At 65.6% G+C, this 20,187-nt stretch carries 29 protein-coding genes; all 29 read right to left on the minus strand.

The genetic code is table 11. The features are described 5' to 3' along the window. Positions 1-81: 81 nt before the first annotated feature. Positions 82-570 (minus strand): GNAT family acetyltransferase, encoded by a 489-nt coding sequence (locus JW805_10585; protein ID MBN2972463.1) that lies wholly within the window; start codon positions 568-570, stop codon positions 82-84. After that, entirely contained in the window at positions 567-2,123 is a 1,557-nt protein-coding gene (gene guaA / locus JW805_10590; GenBank protein ID MBN2972464.1) for a glutamine-hydrolyzing GMP synthase, read from the minus strand. The genes JW805_10585 and guaA overlap by 4 nt, the downstream gene beginning before the upstream one ends. 312 nt (positions 2,124-2,435) lie before the next feature. Further along, positions 2,436-4,562 (minus strand): S9 family peptidase, encoded by a 2,127-nt coding sequence (locus JW805_10595; GenBank protein MBN2972465.1) that lies wholly within the window; start codon positions 4,560-4,562, stop codon positions 2,436-2,438. A gap of 181 nt (positions 4,563-4,743) precedes the next feature. Continuing rightward, positions 4,744-5,160, minus strand: a complete 417-nt coding sequence (gene rplQ, locus JW805_10600; protein ID MBN2972466.1) for a 50S ribosomal protein L17 — start codon at positions 5,158-5,160, stop codon at positions 4,744-4,746. A 239-nt stretch (positions 5,161-5,399) separates the two neighbouring features. Continuing rightward, a complete protein-coding gene (locus JW805_10605; GenBank protein ID MBN2972467.1) occupies positions 5,400-6,461 on the minus strand; it encodes a DNA-directed RNA polymerase subunit alpha in 1,062 nt (353 codons plus the stop codon). A gap of 101 nt (positions 6,462-6,562) precedes the next feature. After that, positions 6,563-6,952 carry a 30S ribosomal protein S11 gene (gene rpsK, locus JW805_10610; GenBank protein MBN2972468.1) on the minus strand — a complete coding sequence of 130 codons (390 nt, stop codon included), beginning with the start codon at positions 6,950-6,952 and terminating at the stop codon, positions 6,563-6,565. A gap of 107 nt (positions 6,953-7,059) precedes the next feature. Further along, positions 7,060-7,428 (minus strand): 30S ribosomal protein S13, encoded by a 369-nt coding sequence (gene rpsM / locus JW805_10615; protein MBN2972469.1) that lies wholly within the window; start codon positions 7,426-7,428, stop codon positions 7,060-7,062. A 319-nt stretch (positions 7,429-7,747) separates the two neighbouring features. Continuing rightward, positions 7,748-9,091 (minus strand): HAMP domain-containing histidine kinase, encoded by a 1,344-nt coding sequence (locus JW805_10620; GenBank protein ID MBN2972470.1) that lies wholly within the window; start codon positions 9,089-9,091, stop codon positions 7,748-7,750. Between the two features lie 175 nt (positions 9,092-9,266). Further along, positions 9,267-9,428 carry a hypothetical protein gene (locus JW805_10625; protein ID MBN2972471.1) on the minus strand — a complete coding sequence of 54 codons (162 nt, stop codon included), beginning with the start codon at positions 9,426-9,428 and terminating at the stop codon, positions 9,267-9,269. A 104-nt stretch (positions 9,429-9,532) separates the two neighbouring features. After that, a complete protein-coding gene (locus tag JW805_10630; GenBank protein MBN2972472.1) occupies positions 9,533-10,072 on the minus strand; it encodes an SRPBCC family protein in 540 nt (179 codons plus the stop codon). A gap of 193 nt (positions 10,073-10,265) precedes the next feature. Continuing rightward, positions 10,266-10,919, minus strand: a complete 654-nt coding sequence (locus JW805_10635; protein ID MBN2972473.1) for an adenylate kinase — start codon at positions 10,917-10,919, stop codon at positions 10,266-10,268. A gap of 51 nt (positions 10,920-10,970) precedes the next feature. Next, on the minus strand, positions 10,971-12,317 hold the full coding sequence (secY, locus tag JW805_10640) for a preprotein translocase subunit SecY (protein MBN2972474.1): 1,347 nt from the start codon (positions 12,315-12,317) through the stop codon (positions 10,971-10,973). A 117-nt stretch (positions 12,318-12,434) separates the two neighbouring features. After that, positions 12,435-12,956 (minus strand): 50S ribosomal protein L15, encoded by a 522-nt coding sequence (locus JW805_10645; protein ID MBN2972475.1) that lies wholly within the window; start codon positions 12,954-12,956, stop codon positions 12,435-12,437. Positions 12,957-13,054: 98 nt separating this feature from the next. Further along, on the minus strand, positions 13,055-13,234 hold the full coding sequence (rpmD, locus tag JW805_10650) for a 50S ribosomal protein L30 (protein MBN2972476.1): 180 nt from the start codon (positions 13,232-13,234) through the stop codon (positions 13,055-13,057). 6 nt (positions 13,235-13,240) lie between these two features. Further along, positions 13,241-13,993, minus strand: a complete 753-nt coding sequence (rpsE, locus tag JW805_10655; GenBank protein ID MBN2972477.1) for a 30S ribosomal protein S5 — start codon at positions 13,991-13,993, stop codon at positions 13,241-13,243. 1 nt (position 13,994) lies between these two features. Next, a complete protein-coding gene (gene rplR / locus JW805_10660; GenBank protein MBN2972478.1) occupies positions 13,995-14,351 on the minus strand; it encodes a 50S ribosomal protein L18 in 357 nt (118 codons plus the stop codon). Further along, positions 14,351-14,884 (minus strand): 50S ribosomal protein L6, encoded by a 534-nt coding sequence (gene rplF, locus JW805_10665; GenBank protein ID MBN2972479.1) that lies wholly within the window; start codon positions 14,882-14,884, stop codon positions 14,351-14,353. The genes rplR and rplF overlap by 1 nt, the downstream gene beginning before the upstream one ends. Then, positions 14,884-15,279, minus strand: a complete 396-nt coding sequence (rpsH, locus tag JW805_10670) for a 30S ribosomal protein S8 (protein ID MBN2972480.1) — start codon at positions 15,277-15,279, stop codon at positions 14,884-14,886. Before rpsH ends, rplF begins: the two co-directional genes overlap by 1 nt. Before the next feature lie 10 nt (positions 15,280-15,289). Then, positions 15,290-15,595 carry a 30S ribosomal protein S14 gene (gene rpsN, locus JW805_10675; protein MBN2972481.1) on the minus strand — a complete coding sequence of 102 codons (306 nt, stop codon included), beginning with the start codon at positions 15,593-15,595 and terminating at the stop codon, positions 15,290-15,292. Between the two features lie 16 nt (positions 15,596-15,611). Continuing rightward, on the minus strand, positions 15,612-16,199 hold the full coding sequence (gene rplE, locus JW805_10680) for a 50S ribosomal protein L5 (GenBank protein ID MBN2972482.1): 588 nt from the start codon (positions 16,197-16,199) through the stop codon (positions 15,612-15,614). Then, positions 16,192-16,509, minus strand: coding sequence for a 50S ribosomal protein L24 (gene rplX, locus JW805_10685; GenBank protein MBN2972483.1), 318 nt, complete (start codon positions 16,507-16,509; stop codon positions 16,192-16,194). The genes rplE and rplX overlap by 8 nt, the downstream gene beginning before the upstream one ends. After that, positions 16,509-16,877: a 50S ribosomal protein L14 gene (rplN, locus tag JW805_10690; protein ID MBN2972484.1), complete on the minus strand. Its 369-nt coding sequence runs from the start codon at positions 16,875-16,877 to the stop codon at positions 16,509-16,511. The genes rplX and rplN overlap by 1 nt, the downstream gene beginning before the upstream one ends. A gap of 157 nt (positions 16,878-17,034) precedes the next feature. Next, positions 17,035-17,325 (minus strand): 30S ribosomal protein S17, encoded by a 291-nt coding sequence (rpsQ, locus tag JW805_10695; protein ID MBN2972485.1) that lies wholly within the window; start codon positions 17,323-17,325, stop codon positions 17,035-17,037. Between the two features lie 13 nt (positions 17,326-17,338). Further along, entirely contained in the window at positions 17,339-17,539 is a 201-nt protein-coding gene (gene rpmC, locus JW805_10700) for a 50S ribosomal protein L29 (GenBank protein MBN2972486.1), read from the minus strand. A 4-nt stretch (positions 17,540-17,543) separates the two neighbouring features. After that, the gene (gene rplP, locus JW805_10705) at positions 17,544-17,975 is read right to left on the minus strand and encodes a 50S ribosomal protein L16 (protein ID MBN2972487.1); all 432 of its coding nucleotides are present in this window, start codon (positions 17,973-17,975) and stop codon (positions 17,544-17,546) included. Between the two features lie 10 nt (positions 17,976-17,985). Further along, positions 17,986-18,696: a 30S ribosomal protein S3 gene (gene rpsC / locus JW805_10710; GenBank protein ID MBN2972488.1), complete on the minus strand. Its 711-nt coding sequence runs from the start codon at positions 18,694-18,696 to the stop codon at positions 17,986-17,988. Next, a complete protein-coding gene (rplV, locus tag JW805_10715) occupies positions 18,696-19,073 on the minus strand; it encodes a 50S ribosomal protein L22 (protein MBN2972489.1) in 378 nt (125 codons plus the stop codon). The genes rpsC and rplV overlap by 1 nt, the downstream gene beginning before the upstream one ends. Beyond that, positions 19,073-19,351 carry a 30S ribosomal protein S19 gene (gene rpsS, locus JW805_10720; protein ID MBN2972490.1) on the minus strand — a complete coding sequence of 93 codons (279 nt, stop codon included), beginning with the start codon at positions 19,349-19,351 and terminating at the stop codon, positions 19,073-19,075. The genes rplV and rpsS overlap by 1 nt, the downstream gene beginning before the upstream one ends. Continuing rightward, a complete protein-coding gene (rplB, locus tag JW805_10725) occupies positions 19,351-20,184 on the minus strand; it encodes a 50S ribosomal protein L2 (GenBank protein MBN2972491.1) in 834 nt (277 codons plus the stop codon). Before rplB ends, rpsS begins: the two co-directional genes overlap by 1 nt. Positions 20,185-20,187 lie beyond the last annotated feature (3 nt).

Genomic DNA, 20,187 nt, shown 5'->3' on the forward strand with positions numbered 1-20,187 from the left:
GAAACCAATAGTGCGTAAGGCAATCATCATTCTCGCCGCGCTTTCGAAACGCCCGTTAATAACGGTCGCGAAAGAATGTACTCACTCGACGTCGTTGAGAAAACGCCCAAACGTGACGACCGCTTGCCGCTCCAACCCCAGCGCCTCGTAAAATCGCGCCGCCGCCTCATTCCCCTCGCGGACCATCAGTTGCAGCTTCGGCGCTTCCCGCGCCACTAGCCAGTTCTCCGCCGCCGCCATCAGCGCGCGGCCGAGGCCGCGGCGGCGGGATACGGGGTGGACGGCGACATAATACACCCATCCGCGGTGGCCGTCGAAGCCGACCATGACCGATCCGACGACGCGCTCGCCGTCGCGCACCACCAGCACTGCGGAGGTCGCGCCGCTGACGGCTTGCACGAAGTCGCGGTCAGGGTCGTTCCACGGCCGCGTGAGGTCGCAGGCGCGCCACAGGGCGACGACCGCCTCGCGGTCGTGCGTCGTCGCGGCCTCAACCTGCGGCGCGGCAGCTGTTCGCTGCCGAGCGACCGGGCCGGGCTCGCGCCCCGCGCGATCCCGAGTCCCGGTCACTCCCACTCGATGGTGCCGGGCGGCTTCGACGTATAGTCGTACACCACTCGATTAACGCCCTTCACCTCATTGACGATCCGCGTCGCGACCCGCGGCAGGAAGTCGCCGGGGAAGCCGAACACCTCGGCCGTCATGCCGTCGGTCGAGGTGACCGCACGCAGCGCCAGCACGCTGTCATAGGTGCGGCCGTCGCCCATCACGCCGACCGTGCGGACCGGCAGCAGCACCGCGAAGGCCTGCCAGATCGCATCGTACAGCCCGGCGTTGCGGATTTCCTCGAGGTAGATGGCATCGGCCTTGCGCAGGATGTCGCAGCGTTCGCGCGTCACTTCGCCGGGGATGCGGATCGCCAGGCCGGGTCCGGGGAACGGGTGGCGGCCGACGAAGATGTCGGGCAGGCCCAGTTCGCGGCCGAGGTCGCGGACTTCGTCCTTGAACAGCTCGCGCAGCGGCTCGACGAGCTTCATGTCCATGCGTTCGGGCAGACCACCGACATTGTGGTGGCTCTTGATCGTCACAGACGGGCCGCCGGTGAAGCTGACGCTTTCGACCACGTCCGGGTAGAGCGTGCCCTGCGCCAGGAATTCGGCGCCGCCGATCTTCTTCGCCTCGGCCTCGAACACGTCGATGAAGGTCTTGCCGATGAACTTGCGCTTGGCCTCGGGGTCGGTGACGCCGGCCAGACCCGAGAGGAACAGCGTGGACGCATCCACATGGACCAACGGGATGTTGTAGTGGCCGCGGAACAGGCTGACGACCTGATCGGCCTCGCCCGAGCGCATCAGGCCGTGGTCGACGAAGACGCAGGTCAGCTGCTCGCCGATCGCTTCGTGGATCAACACCGCCGCCACCGCCGAGTCGACACCGCCGGACAGGCCGCAGATCACGCGGCCCTTGCCGACCTGCGCGCGGATTTCCTGGATCTTGGTCTGGCGGAACTCGGCCATCGTCCAGTCGCCGGCCAGACCCACAACATGGCGCGCGAAATTGGCGATCAGCTTGCCGCCGTCGGGGGTGTGGACGACTTCCGGATGGAACTGCATCGCATAGATGCGGCGCGCGTCGTCGGCGATGATCGCGTAGGGCGCGCCGGGGCTGGAGGCGACCGCGCGGAAGCCCGGCGCGAGCTCGGTCACCTTGTCGCCGTGGCTCATCCACACCTGATGCGTGTCGCCTTCGCTCCACAGCCCGTCGAACAGGCTGCAGCCGTCCGAGACTTCGACGAACGCCTTGCCGAATTCCCCGCTGTTGCCCTTGTCGACCTGACCGCCGAGCTGTGCGGTCAGCGCCTGCTGGCCGTAGCAGATGCCGAGCATCGGGAGCCCTGCATCGAGGATCGCCTGCGGGATGCGCGGGCTTCCCTCGTCCACAACGGAAGCGGGACCGCCCGACAGGATGACGCCCTTGGGCTGCATCCGCGCAAACGCAGCTTCAGCGGAGGTGAAGGGCGCGATTTCGGAATAGACCCCCGCCTCGCGCACGCGGCGCGCGATCAGCTGGGTTACCTGGCTGCCGAAATCGACGATGAGGATGGAATCGGGATGGTCGACCATGCGCCCATCTAGCGGGTCGGGCGCGGGGGGCAAGGGTTCAGGCAAGCACTGCCATGTCGTGACGCTTGGCAATCCCGCGGCAACTTTTGGACGCTAAACTTCCGGGATGCCGCACCGCAAGCGCCTGCGCTCCCTTGATGAGTTTGAGCCACTGCCTTGGCACAGACACGTCCGGCCGAAATTGCTGACCGCGCCGTTTATCGTTTACATGCTAACTGCGGCTGCGATTGGAGGCCTGATTGGCTTCCAGCTATAGGCGGCCTGAATGTCGTGAAAGGCCGCTGCACGATGCTGTGCAGCGGCCTTTTCGCGTCACCGCACCGGTTTCACTTCCATGCCGGTCCACTTCGCCGAGAAGGCCCACAGGTCGGCGGCTTCCTCGATGATCTTGTCGGTCGGCTTGCCCGATCCGTGGCCGGCGCGGGTTTCGATGCGGACGAGGTGCGGCTTGGGGCCGATATCGGCATTCTGGATCGCCGCGGCGTATTTGAACGTGTGGCCGGGGACCACGCGGTCGTCGGTATCGGCGGTCGTCGCCAGGATCGCCGGATAGGTCACGCCCGAACGGACGTTATGGTAGGGCGAATATTTGTACAGCGTCTTGAAATCGGCCTCCTTCGACGGATAGCCGTAATCGTCGACCCAGTAGCGGCCCGAGGTCCAACGGTCGAAGCGGGTCATGTCCATCACGCCCACCGCCGGCAGCGCGGCGGCGAACAGGTCCGGGCGCTGGTTGATGACCGCGCCCACCAGCAGGCCGCCGTTCGATCCGCCCTGAATGACCGTTTTCTGCGGGGACGAGATGCCTTGCTTGTCGAGATATTCGGCCGCGGCGATCATGTCGTCGAACACGTTCTGCTTGTTCTGCAGGCGGCCGGCGTCGTGCCACGCCTTGCCGTATTCGCCACCGCCGCGCAGGTTCGGCTGGGCGATCACCCCGCCCTGCTCCATCCACGCGATGCGGGTCGCCGAGAAGCTGGGCAGCAGCGACACGTTGAACCCGCCATAGCCGTACAGGATCGTCGGCGCCGGGCCCTTCAACCCCTTCTTGTGGATGATGAACATCGGAATCTTCGTGCCGTCCTTCGACGGGTAGAAGACCTGTTTCACTTCGAAGGCGCTGGGATCGAACGCGACCTTCGGCGCCGCCCAGACGGTCGCCTGGTTGGTCTTCACATCATAGCGGTAGATGGTCGACGGCGTCGCGAAGCTGGTGAAGGCGAAGAAGGTCTCCGGATCCTCCGGATCGCCGCCGAAGCCGCCGGCCGAACCGATCCCCGGCAGGGCGACCTTGCCCGCGGGCTTGCCGTCCATCGCATAGCGGCGCACGTCGGTCTTCACGTCGGCCATATAGTCGGCCAGCATCATGCCGCCGACGATGCTGACGCCGTCGAGCACCGCCGCGTCCTGTGCGATCACTTCGACCGGCTGCGGATTGGCCTGCGCGATGTCCAGCGTCACCACGCGGCCGCGCGGGGCATCCTTGTTGGTCTTGAAGTAGAATTTCGTGCCGACGTTGCCGAACGCCGACCATTCGTTGTTCAGTCCGTCGACAAGCTTGCGCGGCGTCCAGTCCGCGGACTGGAGGTCGACGACCGACACTTCGTTGCGATTGTCGGTGCCTTCGCTGGTGTAGATGATGAGGTAGCGGCCGTCGTCACTGACGCCCGCATAATGGCCGCGCTTGGGCATGTCCGGGGTTTCGTAGACCAGGCGGTCGGCCGACTGCGGCGTGCCGAGCTTGTGGAAATAGACCTTCGAGTTGAGCGGCACCGCCTGATATTTCTGGCCCGCGGCAGGCTCGGGATAGCGGGTGTAGAAGAAGCCCGATCCGTCCTTCATCCAGTCGCCCAGGCCGCGGATCCATTCCAGCTGATCGCCGGTGTCCTTGCCGGTTGCGACGTCCATAACCTTCAGCGTGCGCCAGTCGGTGCCACCGTCCTGGATCGAATAGAGCAGCTTGGTGCCGTCGTGCGAGGCGGTATAGCCGCCGAGCGCGGTCGCGCCGTCCTTGGCCCAGGCATTGGGATCGATCAGGACGCGCGGGGTCCCGTTCAGACCGTCGCGGACATAGAGGACCGACTGGTTCTGCAACCCCGTGTTGCGCGAATAGAAATAGCGACTGCCCTTCTTCGACGGCAGGCCGAAACGCTCGTAATTGTAGAGCGCCTTCATCCGGTCCTTGAAGATCTGGCGGCCCGGCAGCGTGGCCAGATAGGCGTCCGTCACGCCGTTCTGTGCGGTCACCCAGGCGCGGACCTTCTCGTCGTTCCGCACGTCGGCCTCGAGCCAGCGATAGGGGTCGGCCACCTTGATGCCGAATTGTTCATCGACGGTCGTGCCGCGTTCGGTCTGCGGATAGGTCAGCTTCGGCATGGCATCCTGGGCGATGGCGGGAGAGGTAGCGGCTAGCAGGGCGACGAGGAACGCGCGACGCATCGAGATCTCCGGATACGAAAAGGGAGGCCGCACCGTAGCCGGTGAGACCTCCCCTTCAAGCGTTTAGGCTGCGAAGTGCCGATCCCATCCCACGAACGCCGCGGCAAAGCCGCGTAATCGGACGGTGCCTGAGCACCGCCGGCCGTTCGAAGAGGGTTTCGGCCCCCAGGCTACGCCAGGCTCACGCCTCTTCGAACTCTTCGCTCATTACCGGACCCGAATCCTGGCCCTTGGCCGAGACGTCGCGGTCGACGAATTCGATGATCGCCATCGGCGACGCATCCGACGCGCGGATGCCGGCCTTGATGATGCGGGTGTAGCCACCGTTGCGGTCGGCGTAGCGCGACGCGAGGACGTCGAACAGCTTGGTCAGCTGCGCATCGTCGAGCAGACGGGCATGGGCCAGACGGCGGTTCGAAAGACCACCCTTCTTCGCCAACGTGATCAGCTTTTCGACGTAGGGACGCAGTTCCTTCGCCTTGGCGAGGGTCGTGGTGATCTGCTCATGCTTGATGAGCGCGGCCGACATGTTGCGGAACAGCGCAATACGATGGGCCGAGGTACGCTGCAGCTTACGGCCGCCGACGCGATGACGCATGGGTAAGTCCTTCTTCGTTCGTCAGGGGGCCGTTCAACGGAACCCCAAGCCTGGTGGCACTTCTTAGGCGGCCACCGTCTGCCTTTCTAAGTCCTCCCCGAGCTTGTCTCGGGGAGGGGGACCGCTCGAAGAGCGGTGGAGGGGCAGCGACGCGGCAAAGCCGCGTCGTCGGTCGGGCTGAAGCCCGCCGTCCGTGCTGATCGCCGCGACGCGGATTAGCATTCGCTAATCCGCTGCGATCAGCCGAGGATCTCCTGCTCGAGCTTCTTGGCCATCTCTTCGATGTTCTCAGGCGGCCAACCCGGGATTTCCATGCCCAGGCGCAGCCCCATCGAGGAGAGCACTTCCTTGATCTCGTTGAGCGACTTGCGGCCGAAGTTCGGCGTGCGCAGCATCTCGGCTTCGGTCTTCTGGACCAGATCGCCGATGTAGATGATGTTGTCGTTCTTGAGGCAGTTGGCCGAGCGGACCGACAGTTCGAGCTCGTCGACCTTCTTCAGCAGGAAGCGATTGATCGTCGCGGTGTCGCCGGCAGCTTCCGGCTGGGCCGAAGGCACGGCCACGCCGATCGGCGCCGAGCGCGTGACGCTCGAATCGTCGAAGTGGACGAACAGCGCCAGCTGGTCCTGAAGGATGCGGCCGGCATAGGCCACCGCGTCTTCCGGGGTCACCGTGCCATCGGTTTCGACGGTCAGCGTCAGCTTGTCGTAATCGAGGTCCTGGCCGACGCGGGTCGGATCGACCTTGTACGACACCTGACGGACCGGCGAATACAGCGCATCGACCGGGATCAGACCGATCGGCGCATCGGCCGGACGGTTGTTCGCGGCCGGAACATAGCCCTTGCCGGTATCGGCGGTCAGTTCCATGTTCAGCGTCGCGCCGTCGTCGAGATGGCAGATGACCAGATCGGGGTTCATCACCTCGATATCGCCCGACACCGCGATGTCGCCTGCCTTCACTTCGCCCGGACCGGTGGCCGAAAGCTGGAGGCGCTTCGGCCCCTCGCCCTGCATCTTCAGCGCGATCTGCTTCACGTTCAGCACGATGTCCGTCACGTCTTCACGGACGCCGGCCAGCGACGAGAACTCGTGCAGCACGTTCTCGATCTTGATCGAGGTGACGGCGGCGCCCTGAAGGCTCGACAGCAGAACGCGACGCAGCGCGTTGCCGAGCGTCAGGCCGAAGCCACGCTCCAGCGGCTCGGCGATGAAGGTCGACTTGCGCTTGCCGTCGCCGCCCTTCTTCTCGAGGCCATTGGGCTTCTTGAGTTCCTGCCAGTTCTTGGGATTGACGGACACGGGCTACCCCTTGCTCTTGGACACCGGCTGATCGGGCCGGCGCCTGGAAAAAAATCGGTCCGCGCAGCGCGATCAACCGCGCGCGGACCGACGAACGGTAATCAGACGCGGCGGCGCTTCGACGGACGCACGCCATTGTGCGGGATCGAGGTCACGTCGCGGATCGAGGTGATCTGGAAACCGACCGCCTGCAGCGCGCGCAGCGCCGATTCGCGGCCCGAACCCGGACCCTTCACTTCGACTTCCAGGGTGCGGACGCCGTGTTCGGCGGCCTTCTTGCCAGCGTCTTCCGCTGCGACCTGCGCCGCATACGGGGTCGACTTGCGCGAGCCCTTGAAGCCCATCATGCCGGCCGACGACCACGAAATGGCGTTGCCCTGGGCATCGGTGATGGTGATCATGGTGTTGTTGAAGCTGGCGTTCACGTGCGCGACGCCGGCGGTGATGTTCTTGCGCTCGCGACGGCGAAGGCGCTGCGGTGCTTGTGCCATGTGGTATTCCTGACCTGAATTCTCAAGTGGATCGTAGCAAGTGGTCCGGAGAGCGGCGGGCGGTCTGCCTCATGCTTGCCTCCGGCGGAGAAGTAAGCGCCCCGCGCTTACTTCTTCTTGCCTGCGATCGGCTTCGCCTTGCCCTTGCGGGTGCGCGCGTTGGTGTGCGTACGCTGGCCGCGGACCGGCAGGCCCTTGCGATGACGCAGGCCGCGGTAGCAGGCCAGGTCCATCAGGCGCTTGATGTTCATCGCGGTCTGGCGACGCAGATCGCCTTCCACGGTGTAGCCGGCGTCGATCGCTTCGCGGATCTGCAGGACTTCCTGGTCGGTCAGGTCCTGAACGCGACGCTCCGGAGCGATCTCCAGCTTCGTCGTCAGTTCCTTGGCCTTTGCCGGGCCGATGCCGTGGATATACTGCAGCGCGATGATAACGCGCTTGTTGGTCGGGATGTTAACGCCCGCAATACGTGCCATGAATTTGGTCTCCCAGCTCCACGCGCCGACATGGCCGTCGACGCATCTCATCGCGTTGAAATTCCCGAAACGCACAAATGCCGACGTGCGCCAAAAGCGCCGCCGGTCAGCCGGAGGTTCGGAAGTCGCGGCAATTAGGGGGCGTTGCCCGGCGAGTCAACCCGTCTGTCGCCCGTTCCGGCGCACGTGCAATCGTATGGCGACGGCAACGCGTCCTGAAAGCAGCTCACCCGTCCCGCACGGCTGGTCACCCTATAGAAAGCCCTAGGCCGATCTATAGACACCCACCATCGCCCGGAACGACGTGGCGGGCCCTTCCCTACCCCCGCGGCAATATCAGCGTTGCCACCAGCCCCGGCGCATTGTCCCCCAATTCGAGCCGCCCGCCGTGCAACCGGGCGACCGCCGCGACCAGCGTCAGCCCCAGCCCTGCGCCCGGTTTGCTGCGCGCCGGATCGAGTCGACCGAAACGGCGCAACGCTGCCTCGCGGTCCTCGGGCGCGATGCCGGGGCCGCGGTCGGCGACGGCGATGCGGACGCCCTCCGTCTGCTCCGTAACCGACAAGGTTATGCTGCCACCGTCAGGCGCGTGTCGGACAGCGTTGTCGATCAGGTTCGCGATCGCTTGAGACAGGAGTTCGCGGTGCAGATCGATCGGCGCGACGAGGGCGATGTCGGCCGCGAAGGCGATGCCGGCGTCCTCCAGCACGGGTTCGTAGAGTTCGGCGAGCGCCGCGGCGATCGCGCCGGGTTCGGCCGGCGTGAAGCCGGTGCGGCGGGTGCTCGCCTCGAACCGGCTGATCTCCAGCAACACGCCCAGCATGCGACCGAGCATGTCGGCCTCCCCGATCAGCCCGCCCAGCGCCGTCTCGCGCTGGGCTTCGTCGGTCGCGACCAGCGCCGCCTCCGCCTTCGCCCGCAGCCGCGCGACCGGGGAGCGCAGGTCGTGCGCCAGACTGTCGGTGACGATGCGCAACTCCTCCATCAGACGCTCGATCCGGTCGAGCATCGCATTGACCCGCGATCCCAGGCGATCGAAGGCGTCGTGCCCATCGGGCGGGAGCGCGACCCGGCGGGCGAGGTCGCCCGCGGCGACGGCATCGGCAGTGGTCGCGACGGCGTCGATGCGGCGACTGACATAGCGCATCAGGACAGCGGCGCCGGCAACGCCCATGACCAGCGCAACCAGGGCCGACAAGAGCAAAGCCCGCTCGATCCCGCGTTGGGAGGCTTGCCAGTCATCGAGCATCCGGCCGGTGACCAGCCACCCGCCGGGCACGCGCGCCAGGTCGACCCCGGCCTCGCGCGTGTTCCAGGGTTCGGTCGTGCCGACATGAGCGATGCGGAACCCGGGCACCGGCGGCTCCGCAAGCCGTTCCGGACCGATCCCGGCCAGACGGTCGCCGTCATCGTCGACCAGCGCGACGATCAACGAACTGTCCTGCACACTGCGCGCCTGCGCCGCCGCATCGTCGAGCGCACGACGCCCGTCGCGGCGCACGGCCGCGGTCAGGATCCGGCTGCGCTCCAGCGTATCGCGCCGCAGCACGCCGATCGCGTCGTCATGCGTCGAATTCCACAGAAAGGCGACCGGCACCCACCCCGCGACCAGCGCGAGCGCGACCGTCATCAGCCCGATGCGGGCGGTGGTCGACAGGCGCATCAGCGCGAACCCGACGGGGAGAGCTTACGGCGCATGACGCCGATTACGACGCCGCAGCGTCGAAACGCAATGCGGCCGGGAAGGCGGGAGTAACCTTCACCGGCCGTTTGCATCCCCGGGCGTAAGGGGATTTGCTCCCGGGGAAACACAGGGAATGACTTCGCGTCGTCAGCGATTACTTCTTCTTCGTGGTCTTCACCGTCTTGACGGTCTTGGTCGCGACGACCTTGTGCTTGGCCGCCGCAGTCTTGGCCGCCGCAGTCGGCTGCTGGGCCGACGCGATCGTCGGCGCCGCGATAAGCGCGAGCGCAGCGGTCGACAGGAACAGACGGGACATCGGCAATCTCCTTCGCGTCAATTCGGGTCCGGCACGTTGCCGTTCCGAAAGACGCTATGCACCCCGCCCCCCGTCCGGCGGCTGGCCGAAGCATTACAAAAGGGTCATGTTCCGGGTGCTGCCGTCGAGGCGCCTTCGGCTGCAACCTTGAGTCGCGCCAGCTGATCGCCCAGCACACGGTCGACCACCGGCGCCAGCGCCTCGCCACCCTGCCGCATGAATCCGCCGACGACATAGATCATCGACAGCTTCGTCGCTCCTGCCCCCTCGGCATCAAGCTTGAAGGTCAGCGTGCCGGTCACCGCTTCGGCCTGCAACGGACCGAGCCCACCGATCATGCGGATCATCCGCCGCGGCTGGACATAGACGATATGGGTGTGTTCGATGCTGCCCTTGTCGTCCAGGCGCTCGCAGAAACAGCCGGTCGCCTGCGCGTCCAGGTAAAGATTCGCAGACTTGCCCGAATAGGTGTGTTCGGGGTTCCACCAGGCGGGTGGATTGCGCAGCGTGTCCCAGGCCTTCGCCGGTGGCGCATCGATGGTGACGCTCGTCTCGATCACGAAGCTGGTCGGCGTGGCGCTGGTAACGCCGGCCGTCGCGGGCGTCGCGGCGGCGAGCGCGATGGCGGTGAGCAGGTGTTTCATGTGCAGTCCCTCCCTGATCGGAAAGGATGCGCCGCCGCGGGCCGCCGTCAAGAGCACCGACGAATCCTCCCCTGCTAGGGGAGATGGCAGCCCGCAGGGCTGACGGAGGGGTGTCTCGCTATCCGGAGAGGGTGACACCCCTCCCCCACCGCTTCGCGGCGGTCCCCTCCCCTTGCCGGGGGGAGGTTGTCTTTCACCCCAACCGGTCGAGGATCGCTTCGATTTCCGCCGTCACCTGCGCGATGTCGGCCATGCCGTCGACACGGTGGACGATGCCGCGTGCGTCGTAGATCGGCAGGATCGGCGCGGTCTTGGCGCGATATTCGGCCATGCGCGTGCGTACCGTCTCCGCATTGTCGTCCGGACGGCGCTTGAACTCTTCCGAACCGCAGACGTCGCAGACGCCCTCGACCTTCGGCTGCTTGAAGCTGTCGTGGTACCCCGCGCCGCACTTGGCGCAGGTGTAGCGGCCCGTGATACGCTCGACCAACGCATCCTCGTTCACGGCCAGTTCGATCACGGCGTCCAGCTTGCGGCCGCGCTCGCTGAGCAGGAGATCGAGCGCCTCGGCCTGCGCGGCGGTGCGGGGATAGCCGTCGAAGATCGCGCCGTTCGCGGTGTCGGCCATGTCGAGCCGCTCCCCGATCAGCGCCGAGACGATCGCGTCGGAGACGAGCTCACCCGCTTCCATCACGGCCTTCGCCTTCAGGCCGACCGGCGTCCCCGCCTTCACCGCTGCGCGCAGCATGTCGCCGGTCGACAGCTGGACCATGCCGCGATCGGCCTCGAGCCGGCTCGCCTGCGTGCCTTTGCCTGCGCCCGGAGGCCCCAGAAGGATGATGTTCACGGCTCGCGGTCCCCTGTCGCGATTGGAATGGATCGAAGCTGCGGCCGCCCGTTAGCGGAGGCGGCCGCCCTTGAGCTTGGCCTTCTTGATCAGGTCGCCATACTGATGTGCCAGCAGATGCGACTGGATCTGCGTGACCGTGTCCATCGTCACGTTGACGACGATCAGCAGCGACGTGCCGCCGAGGTAGAACGGAATGCTGAGCGCCGACACCAGATATTCCGGCAGCAGGCAGATGACCGTCAGATAGGCAGCACCGATGACGGTGATGCGGGTCAGGACATAATCGAAATACGTCTCGGTATTCTTGCCCGGACGGATGCCCGGAATGAATCCGCCGTAACGCTTCAGATTGTCCGCCGTCTCCTCCGGGTTGAAGACAACCGCGGTGTAGAAGAACGAGAAGAAGATGATGCCTGCGCCGTACAGCGCCATGTACACCGGCGACCCATGCGTCAGATACTGGTTCAGCGTGATGACGAAGTCGCCGAAGGTGCTCTCGCCCGCCACGCGCTGACCGGCGAACTGCGTGATCGTCAGCGGCAGCAGCAGCAGCGACGAGGCGAAGATCGGCGGGATGACGCCCGCGGTGTTCAGCTTCAGCGGCAGGTGGCTGCGCTCGGCCTGGACGCCGCGCGCGGTCTGGCGCTTGGGATACTGGATCAGGATGCGGCGCTGGGCGCGCTCCATGAAGCAGATGAACAGAACGAGCGCGATGACCGCGACGATGATCGCGGCGACCGACAGCGGGTTGAGCGACCCCGACCGGCCGCCCTCGAACAGCTGGATCAGCGTGCGCGGCAGGTGGGCGACGATGCCCGCCATGATGATGAGCGAAATACCGTTGCCGACGCCGCGGCTGGTGATCTGCTCGCCCAGCCACATCAGGAACATCGTGCCGCCGATCAGCGACACGATCGCGGTGACGCGGAACACGAACCCGGGCTCGACCACCGCGCCGCCGGCTTCGAAACCGGTCGCGATGAAATAGCCCTGGATCGCGGTCAGCAGCACCGTGCCGTAGCGGGTGTACTGGTTCAGCTTCTTGCGGCCCGATTCGCCTTCCTTCTTGATCGCGGCCAGCTGCGGGCTGAGCGACGTCGCCAGCTGCACGACGATCGAGGCCGTGATGTAGGGCATGACGCCCAGCGCGATCAGCGACGCGCGTTCCAGCGCACCACCCGAAAAGGTGTTGAAGAAGTCGAGCACGCCACCGCGCGAGCGATCGGCGAGGGCGGCGAGGCCCGTCGCATCGACGCCCGGCAGTGGCACGTAGCTCAGCAGGCGGAACACGATCAGCGCGCCGATGGTAAACCACAGGCGCTTCTTGAGGTCGGTCGCCTTGCCGAACTTGGACAGGTTGAGGCCGGTTGCCAGATTGTCGGCTGCGGATGCCATGGGTTCAGATTTCCCGGAAACAAAGACGGCGGCAGGCGTTCATCCCGCCGGCCGCCGTCCATATAGTCACGCAATCACGCTTGTCGAACCTCGACGCGCAATTTCGCGTGGGTAACTTTACGCCTTCGGCGCGGCGCGGCCGGTGCGGTGCTTGGCCTTCGCCTTGTCGGCGGCCGGCACGATCTCCGGGATCGTGACCGAACCACCGGCCTTTTCGATCGCTTCGATCGCCGACTTCGACGCACCGGCAACCGTCAGGGTCAGCTTGGCGGTCAGTTCGCCCTTGCCGAGCACACGGACGCCATCCTTGCCACCGCGCGTCAGGCCGGCTGCGTTCAGCGCCGCCTGGTCGAGCGAGGCCGACGCGTCGAGCTTGCCCGCGTCGATCGCCTTCTGGATCGCGCCGATGTTCACTTCGGCATAATCCTTGGCGAAGATGTTGTTGAAGCCGCGCTTCGGGATCCGCATGTGGAGCGGCATCTGACCGCCCTCGAACCCGTTGATCGAGACGCCTTCACGGCTCTTCTGACCCTTGACGCCGCGGCCGCCGGTCTTGCCCTTGCCCGAGCCGATACCACGGCCGACCCGCATCCTGCGGTGACGGGCGCCGGCGTTATCGCGGAGATCGTTCAGTTTCATATCGTGCACTCGCTTTCGCTATGTTCGCGCTTAGGAAAAGAGGAAGGGGGCCGTTAGCCCCCTTCCCCGCATTTGTCACCTGGGAAAGGTGAAGAGCCTTAGCCCTCCACGATCTCCACCATGTGCGGCAGCTTGCGGATCATGCCACGGACTTCCGGGCTGTCCTCGAGCTCGCTGACCTTGTGCATCTTGTTGAGGCCCAGGCCGATCAGCGTCGCGCGCTGATCCTTGGTGCGGCGGATCGGCGAACCGATCTGCTTGACTTTGATGGTAGCCATGTTCGCTTACTCCGCGATCGCAGCTGCATCCGCCTCGGCGGTCTGAGACCCACCGCGGCCGAGCAGGTCGGCGATCTTCTTGCCACGACGCTGGGCGACCGACTTCGGCGACGTCTGCTCGGTCAGCGCCTCGAAGGTCGCACGGATCATGTTGTACGGGTTCGACGTGCCGACCGACTTCGTCACGACGTCATGGACGCCGAGCGATTCGAAGATCGCGCGCATCGGGCCGCCGGCGATGATCCCGGTACCGGCCGGGGCCGTACGGATGGTCACGCGACCGGCACCGAAGTGGCCGTTGCCGTCGTGATGCAGCGTGCGGCCGTCCTTCAGGGGCACGCGGACCATGGCCTTCTTCGCGGCGGCAGTCGCCTTGGAGATGGCTTCCGGCACTTCGCGCGCCTTGCCGTGACCGAAGCCCACGCGGCCCTTGCCGTCGCCAACGACGACCAGTGCTGCGAAGCCGAAGCGCTTACCGCCCTTCACCGTCTTCGAGACGCGGTTGATGTGGACCAGCTTCTCAATCAGCTCTTCGCCGCCGTCGTCCTGGCCGGGACCGCCGCGACCGCGACCGTCACGACCGCGACCACCGTCGCGACCGCCACGATTGCCGCCCGGGCCACCCGGACCACGACCGCGACCACCCTGGCCGCCGCGGGGACCGCGACCACCCTGGCCGCCGAAGCCGCCATCCTGCTGCGGAGCCGCATTGGCCTCGACAGGCGCGCCGGTTTCCGGCGTGTTGTTCTCGTCGGCCATCTTAGAACTCCAATCCGCTTTCACGCGCCGCTTCCGCCAGCGCCTTCACGCGACCGTGGAACAGGAAGCCACCGCGGTCGAACACGACCTGGGTGACGCCCGCGGCCTTCGCCGCCTCGGCCACGCGCTGACCAACGGCCTTCGCGGCGTCGATCGTCGCACCGGACTTGCCGGCGTTGTCCTTGCCCAGCGTCGACGCAGCGGCGAGGGTCTTGCCCTCGGCATCGTCGATGACCTGCGCGTAGATGTGCTTGCCCGAGCGATGCACGCTCAGACGGGGGCGAGTACCCGCACGGGCGCGCAGCGCGGTGCGGTTGCGGCGACGCCGCTTCTCGAAGAGGGAGAGACCCTTGGTCATTACTTCTTCTTCCCTTCCTTGCGGAAGATGAACTCGCCGTCGTACTTGATGCCCTTGCCCTTGTAGGGCTCAGGCTTACGCCAGCGACGGATTTCCGCGGCGAACTGGCCGACCGCCTGCTTGTCCGACCCCGAGATCTCGACCGTGGTCTGATCCGGCGTCTTGACCTCGATGCCTTCCGGCACGTCGAGATCGACGTCGTGCGAATAGCCCAGCTGCAGCTTCAGCTTCTTGCCCTGCGCATTGGCGCGGTAGCCGACGCCGGTGATGAGCAGCTTCTTCGAGAAGCCCTCGGTCACGCCGGTCACCAGGTTCTGCACCATCGTACGCTGCATGCCCCAGAAGGCACGCGCAGCCTTGCTGTCGTTGGCCGGCTGCACCGAAATGCCGCCATCCTGGACGTCGTAGGTGATCTCGTCACGCAGATCGAGCGAGAGGGTGCCCTTGGGCCCCTTCACGTTCAGCTTGCGGCCGTCGATCGAGGCGGTGACGCCTGCCGGTACGGGAACCGGCTTCTTGCCGATGCGGCTCATCAGAACACCTCCGCCAGCACTTCGCCGCCGACGTTCTGCTCACGCGCTTCCGCGTCGGAGAGAACGCCGTTCGGCGTCGAGACGATCGTGATGCCGAGGCCGTTGCGGACGCGCGGCAGTTCGGTCGAACCCGAATAGACGCGGCGGCCCGGCTTCGAGACACGCGCGACGTGCTTGATCGCCGGCTGGCCTTCGAAATACTTCAGTTCGATGCGGATGCCGGCGGCGGGGCCCATCTGCTCTTCGCTGTAGCCACGGATGTAGCCTTCGCGCTGGAGCACATCGAGCACGCGCTGGCGCAGCTTCGAACCCGGGGTCAGCACGCTGTCCTTGCGAGCGCGCTGGCCGTTGCGGATGCGGGTGAGCATATCACCCAGGGGATCGGTCAATGCCATTGTGCTACCCTTACCAGCTCGACTTCGTGAGACCCGGGATCTGGCCCTTGTTGGCCAGTTCGCGCAGCATCACACGGGCGAGGCGGAACTTGCGGTAATAGGCGCGCGGGCGCCCGGTCAGCTCGCAGCGATTGCGGATGCGCGTCGGGTTACCGTTGCGCGGGATCTCCGCCATCTTCAGGCGGGCGATCAGACGCTCGGTCTCGTCGAGACTTTCGTCGTTCGCGGTCGCCTTGAGCTTCGCATACTTGCCGGCGTACTTCTTCACCAGCAGCTTGCGCTTCTCGTTCTTGTTGATCGAACTCAGTTTCGCCATTGGACTTAAGCTCTCTTTATGCCGCTTGCTTCTCGGCCTGGTCGCCGACCATGCCGATGAAGGGGAAGCCGAACAGACGGAGCAGCTCGCGCGCTTCCTCGTCGGTCTTCGCGGTGGTGGTCACGATGATGTCCATGCCGCGGATCTTGTCCACGCTGTCGTAGCTGATTTCCGGGAAGATCAGCTGTTCCTTCAGACCCATCGCATAATTGCCGCGGCCGTCGAACGATTTGGGGTTCAGCCCGCGGAAATCTCGGATACGCGGCATCGCGATCGTCACGAGACGATCGAGGAATTCGTACATGCGCTCGCGGCGAAGGGTGACCTTCACGCCGATCGGCATGCCTTCACGCAGACGGAACTGCGCGATCGACTTCTTCGCCTTGGTGATGACAGGCTTCTGGCCGGCGATCTTCTCCATCTCGGAGGCAGCCTGGTCGACCTTCTTCTTGTCCTGGGTCGCCTCGCCGACGCCCATGTTGATCACGATCTTGTCGAGACGCGGCACTTCGAGCGGGTTCTTGTACCCGAACTTGGCCTGCATCGCCGCGGCGATGCTGTCGTCATACTGCTTGCGCAGGCGCGGCTTGTACGAATCAGCCATTGATCGCCTCCCCGGTCTTCACGGCCACGCGGACCTTCTTGCCGTCCTTGGTCTCGAAACGGACGCGCGTCGGCTTGCCGTCGGCGGTTACGTGCGCGACCTTCGAGATGTGCAGCGGCGCTTCCGAACGCTTCAGGCCACCCTGCGGGTCGCCCTGGGTCGGCTTGGTGTGGCGCACGGCGATGTTCACGCCGGCCACAGTGACCTTGCCGTCCTTCGGATGCGAAGCGGTGACTTCACCGGTCTTGCCCTTGTCCTTGCCGGACAGGACGATGACGCGATCACCCTTCTTGATCTTCGCGGCAGCCATTACAGCACCTCCGGCGCGAGCGAGATGATCTTCATGAAACCCTTCGTGCGCAGTTCGCGGACGACCGGGCCAAAGATACGGGTGCCGATCGGCTCCTCGTTCTTGTTGACCAGGACGGCGGCGTTGCCGTCGAAGCGAATGACCGAGCCATCGGCCCGGCGAACGTCCTTGGCAGTGCGGACGATGACGGCGCGGTGCACGTCACCCTTCTTCACCTTGCCACGCGGTGCGGCTTCCTTGATGCTGACGACGATGACGTCGCCCACGCCGGCGAAGCGACGCTTCGACCCGCCGAGCACCTTGATGCACTGCACCCGCTTCGCGCCGCTGTTGTCAGCGACGTCGAGATTGGACTGCATCTGGATCATCGATCCGTATCCTTCTCTCTATCTGCCACCGGATACCGACCCGGTAGCGCCTTAAAATTTCGCCCAGCCCCTTGCGGGGACCGGGCGAAGTCGGACGCCCCTGCCCGAACTTGCCGCGTTGCACAAGGCGCAGCGCGTGTCCGGCGGAGCGCAGGGCTTATGCCGCTGCCGCTTCCTCGCCGGACAGCTCGACGCGTTCCGGGGTCGCGTGGGTGTTGACCCGCTCGACGACCTTCCACGTCTTCAGCTTCGAGATCGGCGCGGTCTCTTCGATGCGCACGGTCTCGCCCTGCTTGTATTCATTGCCCTCGTCATGGGCATGATACTTCTTCGAGCGGCGGATGATCTTGCCGTAGAGCGGGTGCTTGACCTTGCGCTCCACGTTCACAACCACCGTCTTGTCGGTCTTGTCCGAGACGATCACCCCGGTCAGCACGCGCTTCGGCATGTCTTCTCGTCCTTTACTTGGCCGCTGCGGCGCGCTGCGCCTGCAGGGTCTTGATGCGTGCGATGTCGCGACGGACTTCGCGGACGCGGCTCGGCTTCTCGAGCTGGCTGGTCGCCGCCTGGAAGCGCAGGTTGAACTGCTCGCGCTTCAGCTGGCCCAGCTGCTCGTTCAGCTGATCGTCGCTGTTGGCGCGAAGATCGGTTGCCTTCGTCATTGTCTTATCCTTCCAGGTGCGACGTGTCGCCGAGGCGCGCGACGACCTTGGTCTTGATCGGCAGCTTCATGGCCGCACGCTCGAACGCTTCGGCAGCGAGCGGACCCGCCACGCCGTCCAGTTCGAACAGGATGCGGCCCGGCTTGACGCGCGCGGCCCAATATTCCGGCGCACCCTTGCCCGAGCCCATGCGGACTTCGGCCGGCTTCGACGACACCGCGACGTCCGGGAAGATGCGGATCCAGAGGCGACCCTGGCGCTTGATGTGACGCGTGATCGCGCGGCGCGCCGCTTCGATCTGGCGTGCGGTGATCCGCTCCGGCTCCATCGCCTTCAGCCCGTACGAGCCGAAGTTCAGGTCCGTGCCGCCCTTGGCCACACCATGGATGCGCCCCTTGAACTGCTTGCGGAACTTGGTCTTCTTAGGTTGCAGCATGATCTAGCCCTCAGTTCCGGCGATCGTCGCGCATCGGGCGAACGCCCGAAGTCTGCGCTTCCATCATCAGCCGCTCCTGCGCGAGCGGATCATGGCCCAGGATCTCACCCTTGAAGACCCAGACCTTCACGCCGCAGACGCCGTAGGCGGTGTGCGCCTGGGCCTCTGCATAGTCGATGTGCGCACGCAGCGTGTGCAGCGGCACGCGGCCTTCGCGATAGCTCTCAGTGCGGGCGATTTCCGCGCCGCCGAGACGGCCACCGCACATCACCTTGATGCCATCGGCACCCAGGCGCATCGCCGACTGCACCGCGCGCTTCATGGCGCGACGGAACGCGATACGACGCTCCAGCTGGTCGGCAATGCCCTGCGCGACGAGCTTGGCGTCGATCTCGGGCTTGCGGATCTCGACGATATTCAGCGAGACTTCCGAAGAGGTCATGCCGTTCAGCGTCTTGCGCAGCTTCTCGATGTCGCTGCCCTTCTTGCCGATGATGACGCCCGGACGAGCGGCATAGATCGAGATGCGGGCGAGCTTCGCCGGACGCTCGATGACCACCTTCGAGATCGCGGCCTGCGGCAGCGTCTTCAGGATGTACTGGCGGATCTTCAGATCCTCGAGCAGCAGACGGCCGTAATCGGCGCCTTCTGCGAACCAGCGGCTATCCCAGGTGCGGTTGATCTGCAGACGCAGACCGATCGGGTTGCTCTTGTGACCCATTACGCTTCTTCCTGCTCGCGCACGACGATGCGCAGACGGCTGAACGGCTTCAGGATGCGGGTGGACTTGCCACGGCCGCGCGTCGCGAAGCGCTTCATGGTGATCGACTTGCCGACCGAGGCCTCGGCGACGACGAGCGCGTCGACGTCGAGGTTGTGGTTGTTCTCGGCATTGGCGATGGCCGAGGCCAGCACCTTGCGCGCGTCGACCGCCATCGCCTTCTTCGAGAAAGCGAGGATGTTCAGCGCGTCACCGACCTTGCGGCCACGGATGAGGCCCGCGACCAGGTTCAGCTTCTGGGCCGAACCACGGATCTGCGTGCCGACCGACAGCGCTTCCTTGTCGCCCACGCGGCGACCTGCTGCTGGCTTGCTCATTAGCGCTTGCCCTTCTTGTCGGCGGCGTGGCCCGGGAAGTACCGGGTCGGCGCGAACTCACCGAGCTTCATGCCGACCATGTCTTCGTTCACCGACACCGGCACGTGCTTGCGGCCGTTGTAGACGCTGAAGGTCAGGCCGACGAACTGCGGCAGGATGGTGGAACGACGCGACCAGGTCTTGATCGCACCCGCGCGGGTGCCCTGGTCCTGAGCGGCTTCGGCCTTCTTCAGAAGGTTCAGGTCCACGAACGGACCCTTCCATACGGAGCGAGCCATTACTTCTTCCTCGCGTGGCGGCTGCGGATGATCATCTTGTCCGTCGCCTTGTTGTGACGGGTGCGCGCACCCTTCGTCGGCTTGCCCCACGGGGTGACCGGGTGACGGCCGCCCGAGGTCCGGCCTTCACCACCGCCGTGCGGGTGGTCGACCGGGTTCTTGGCGACGCCGCGGGTCAGCGGGCGCTTGCCGAGCCAGCGATTGCGGCCGGCCTTGCCGAGGTTCTGGTTCTGGTTGTCGGGGTTCGACACCGCGCCGATCGTCGCCATGCAATTGGCGTGGATGTAGCGCTGCTCGCCCGAGTTCAGACGGACGATGACCATGCCGCGGTCACGACCGACGACCTGGACGTAGGTGCCTGCCGAACGGGCGATCTGACCGCCCTTGCCCGGCTTCATCTCGACGTTGTGGACGATCGTGCCGACCGGCACCGAGCCCAGCTCCATTGCGTTGCCCGGCTTCACGTCGGTCTTCTTGCCCGCGATCACCTTGTCGCCAACGCCGAGGCGCTGCGGAGCGATGATATAGGCCTGCTGACCTTCGCCGTACGACACGAGCGCGATGAAGGCGGTGCGGTTGGGATCATATTCGATCCGCTCGACCGTGCCTTCGACGTCCCAGAGGCGACGCTTGAAGTCGATGATGCGATAGCGCTGCTTGTGGCCGCCGGCGATACCGCGCGACGTCACATGGCCCTTGTTGTTACGGCCACCCGTCTTGGTCTTGCCCTCGGTGAGAGCCTTGACCGGACGGCCCTTCCACAGCGCCGAGCGGTCGACCAGGATCAGGCCGCGGACGCCGGGCGAAGTGGGGTTGTAGTTCTTAAGTGCCATGGC

Source organism: Roseomonas aeriglobus (assembly GCA_016937575.1).
Classification (GTDB): Bacteria; Pseudomonadota; Alphaproteobacteria; order Sphingomonadales; family Sphingomonadaceae; genus Sphingomonas; species Sphingomonas aerigloba.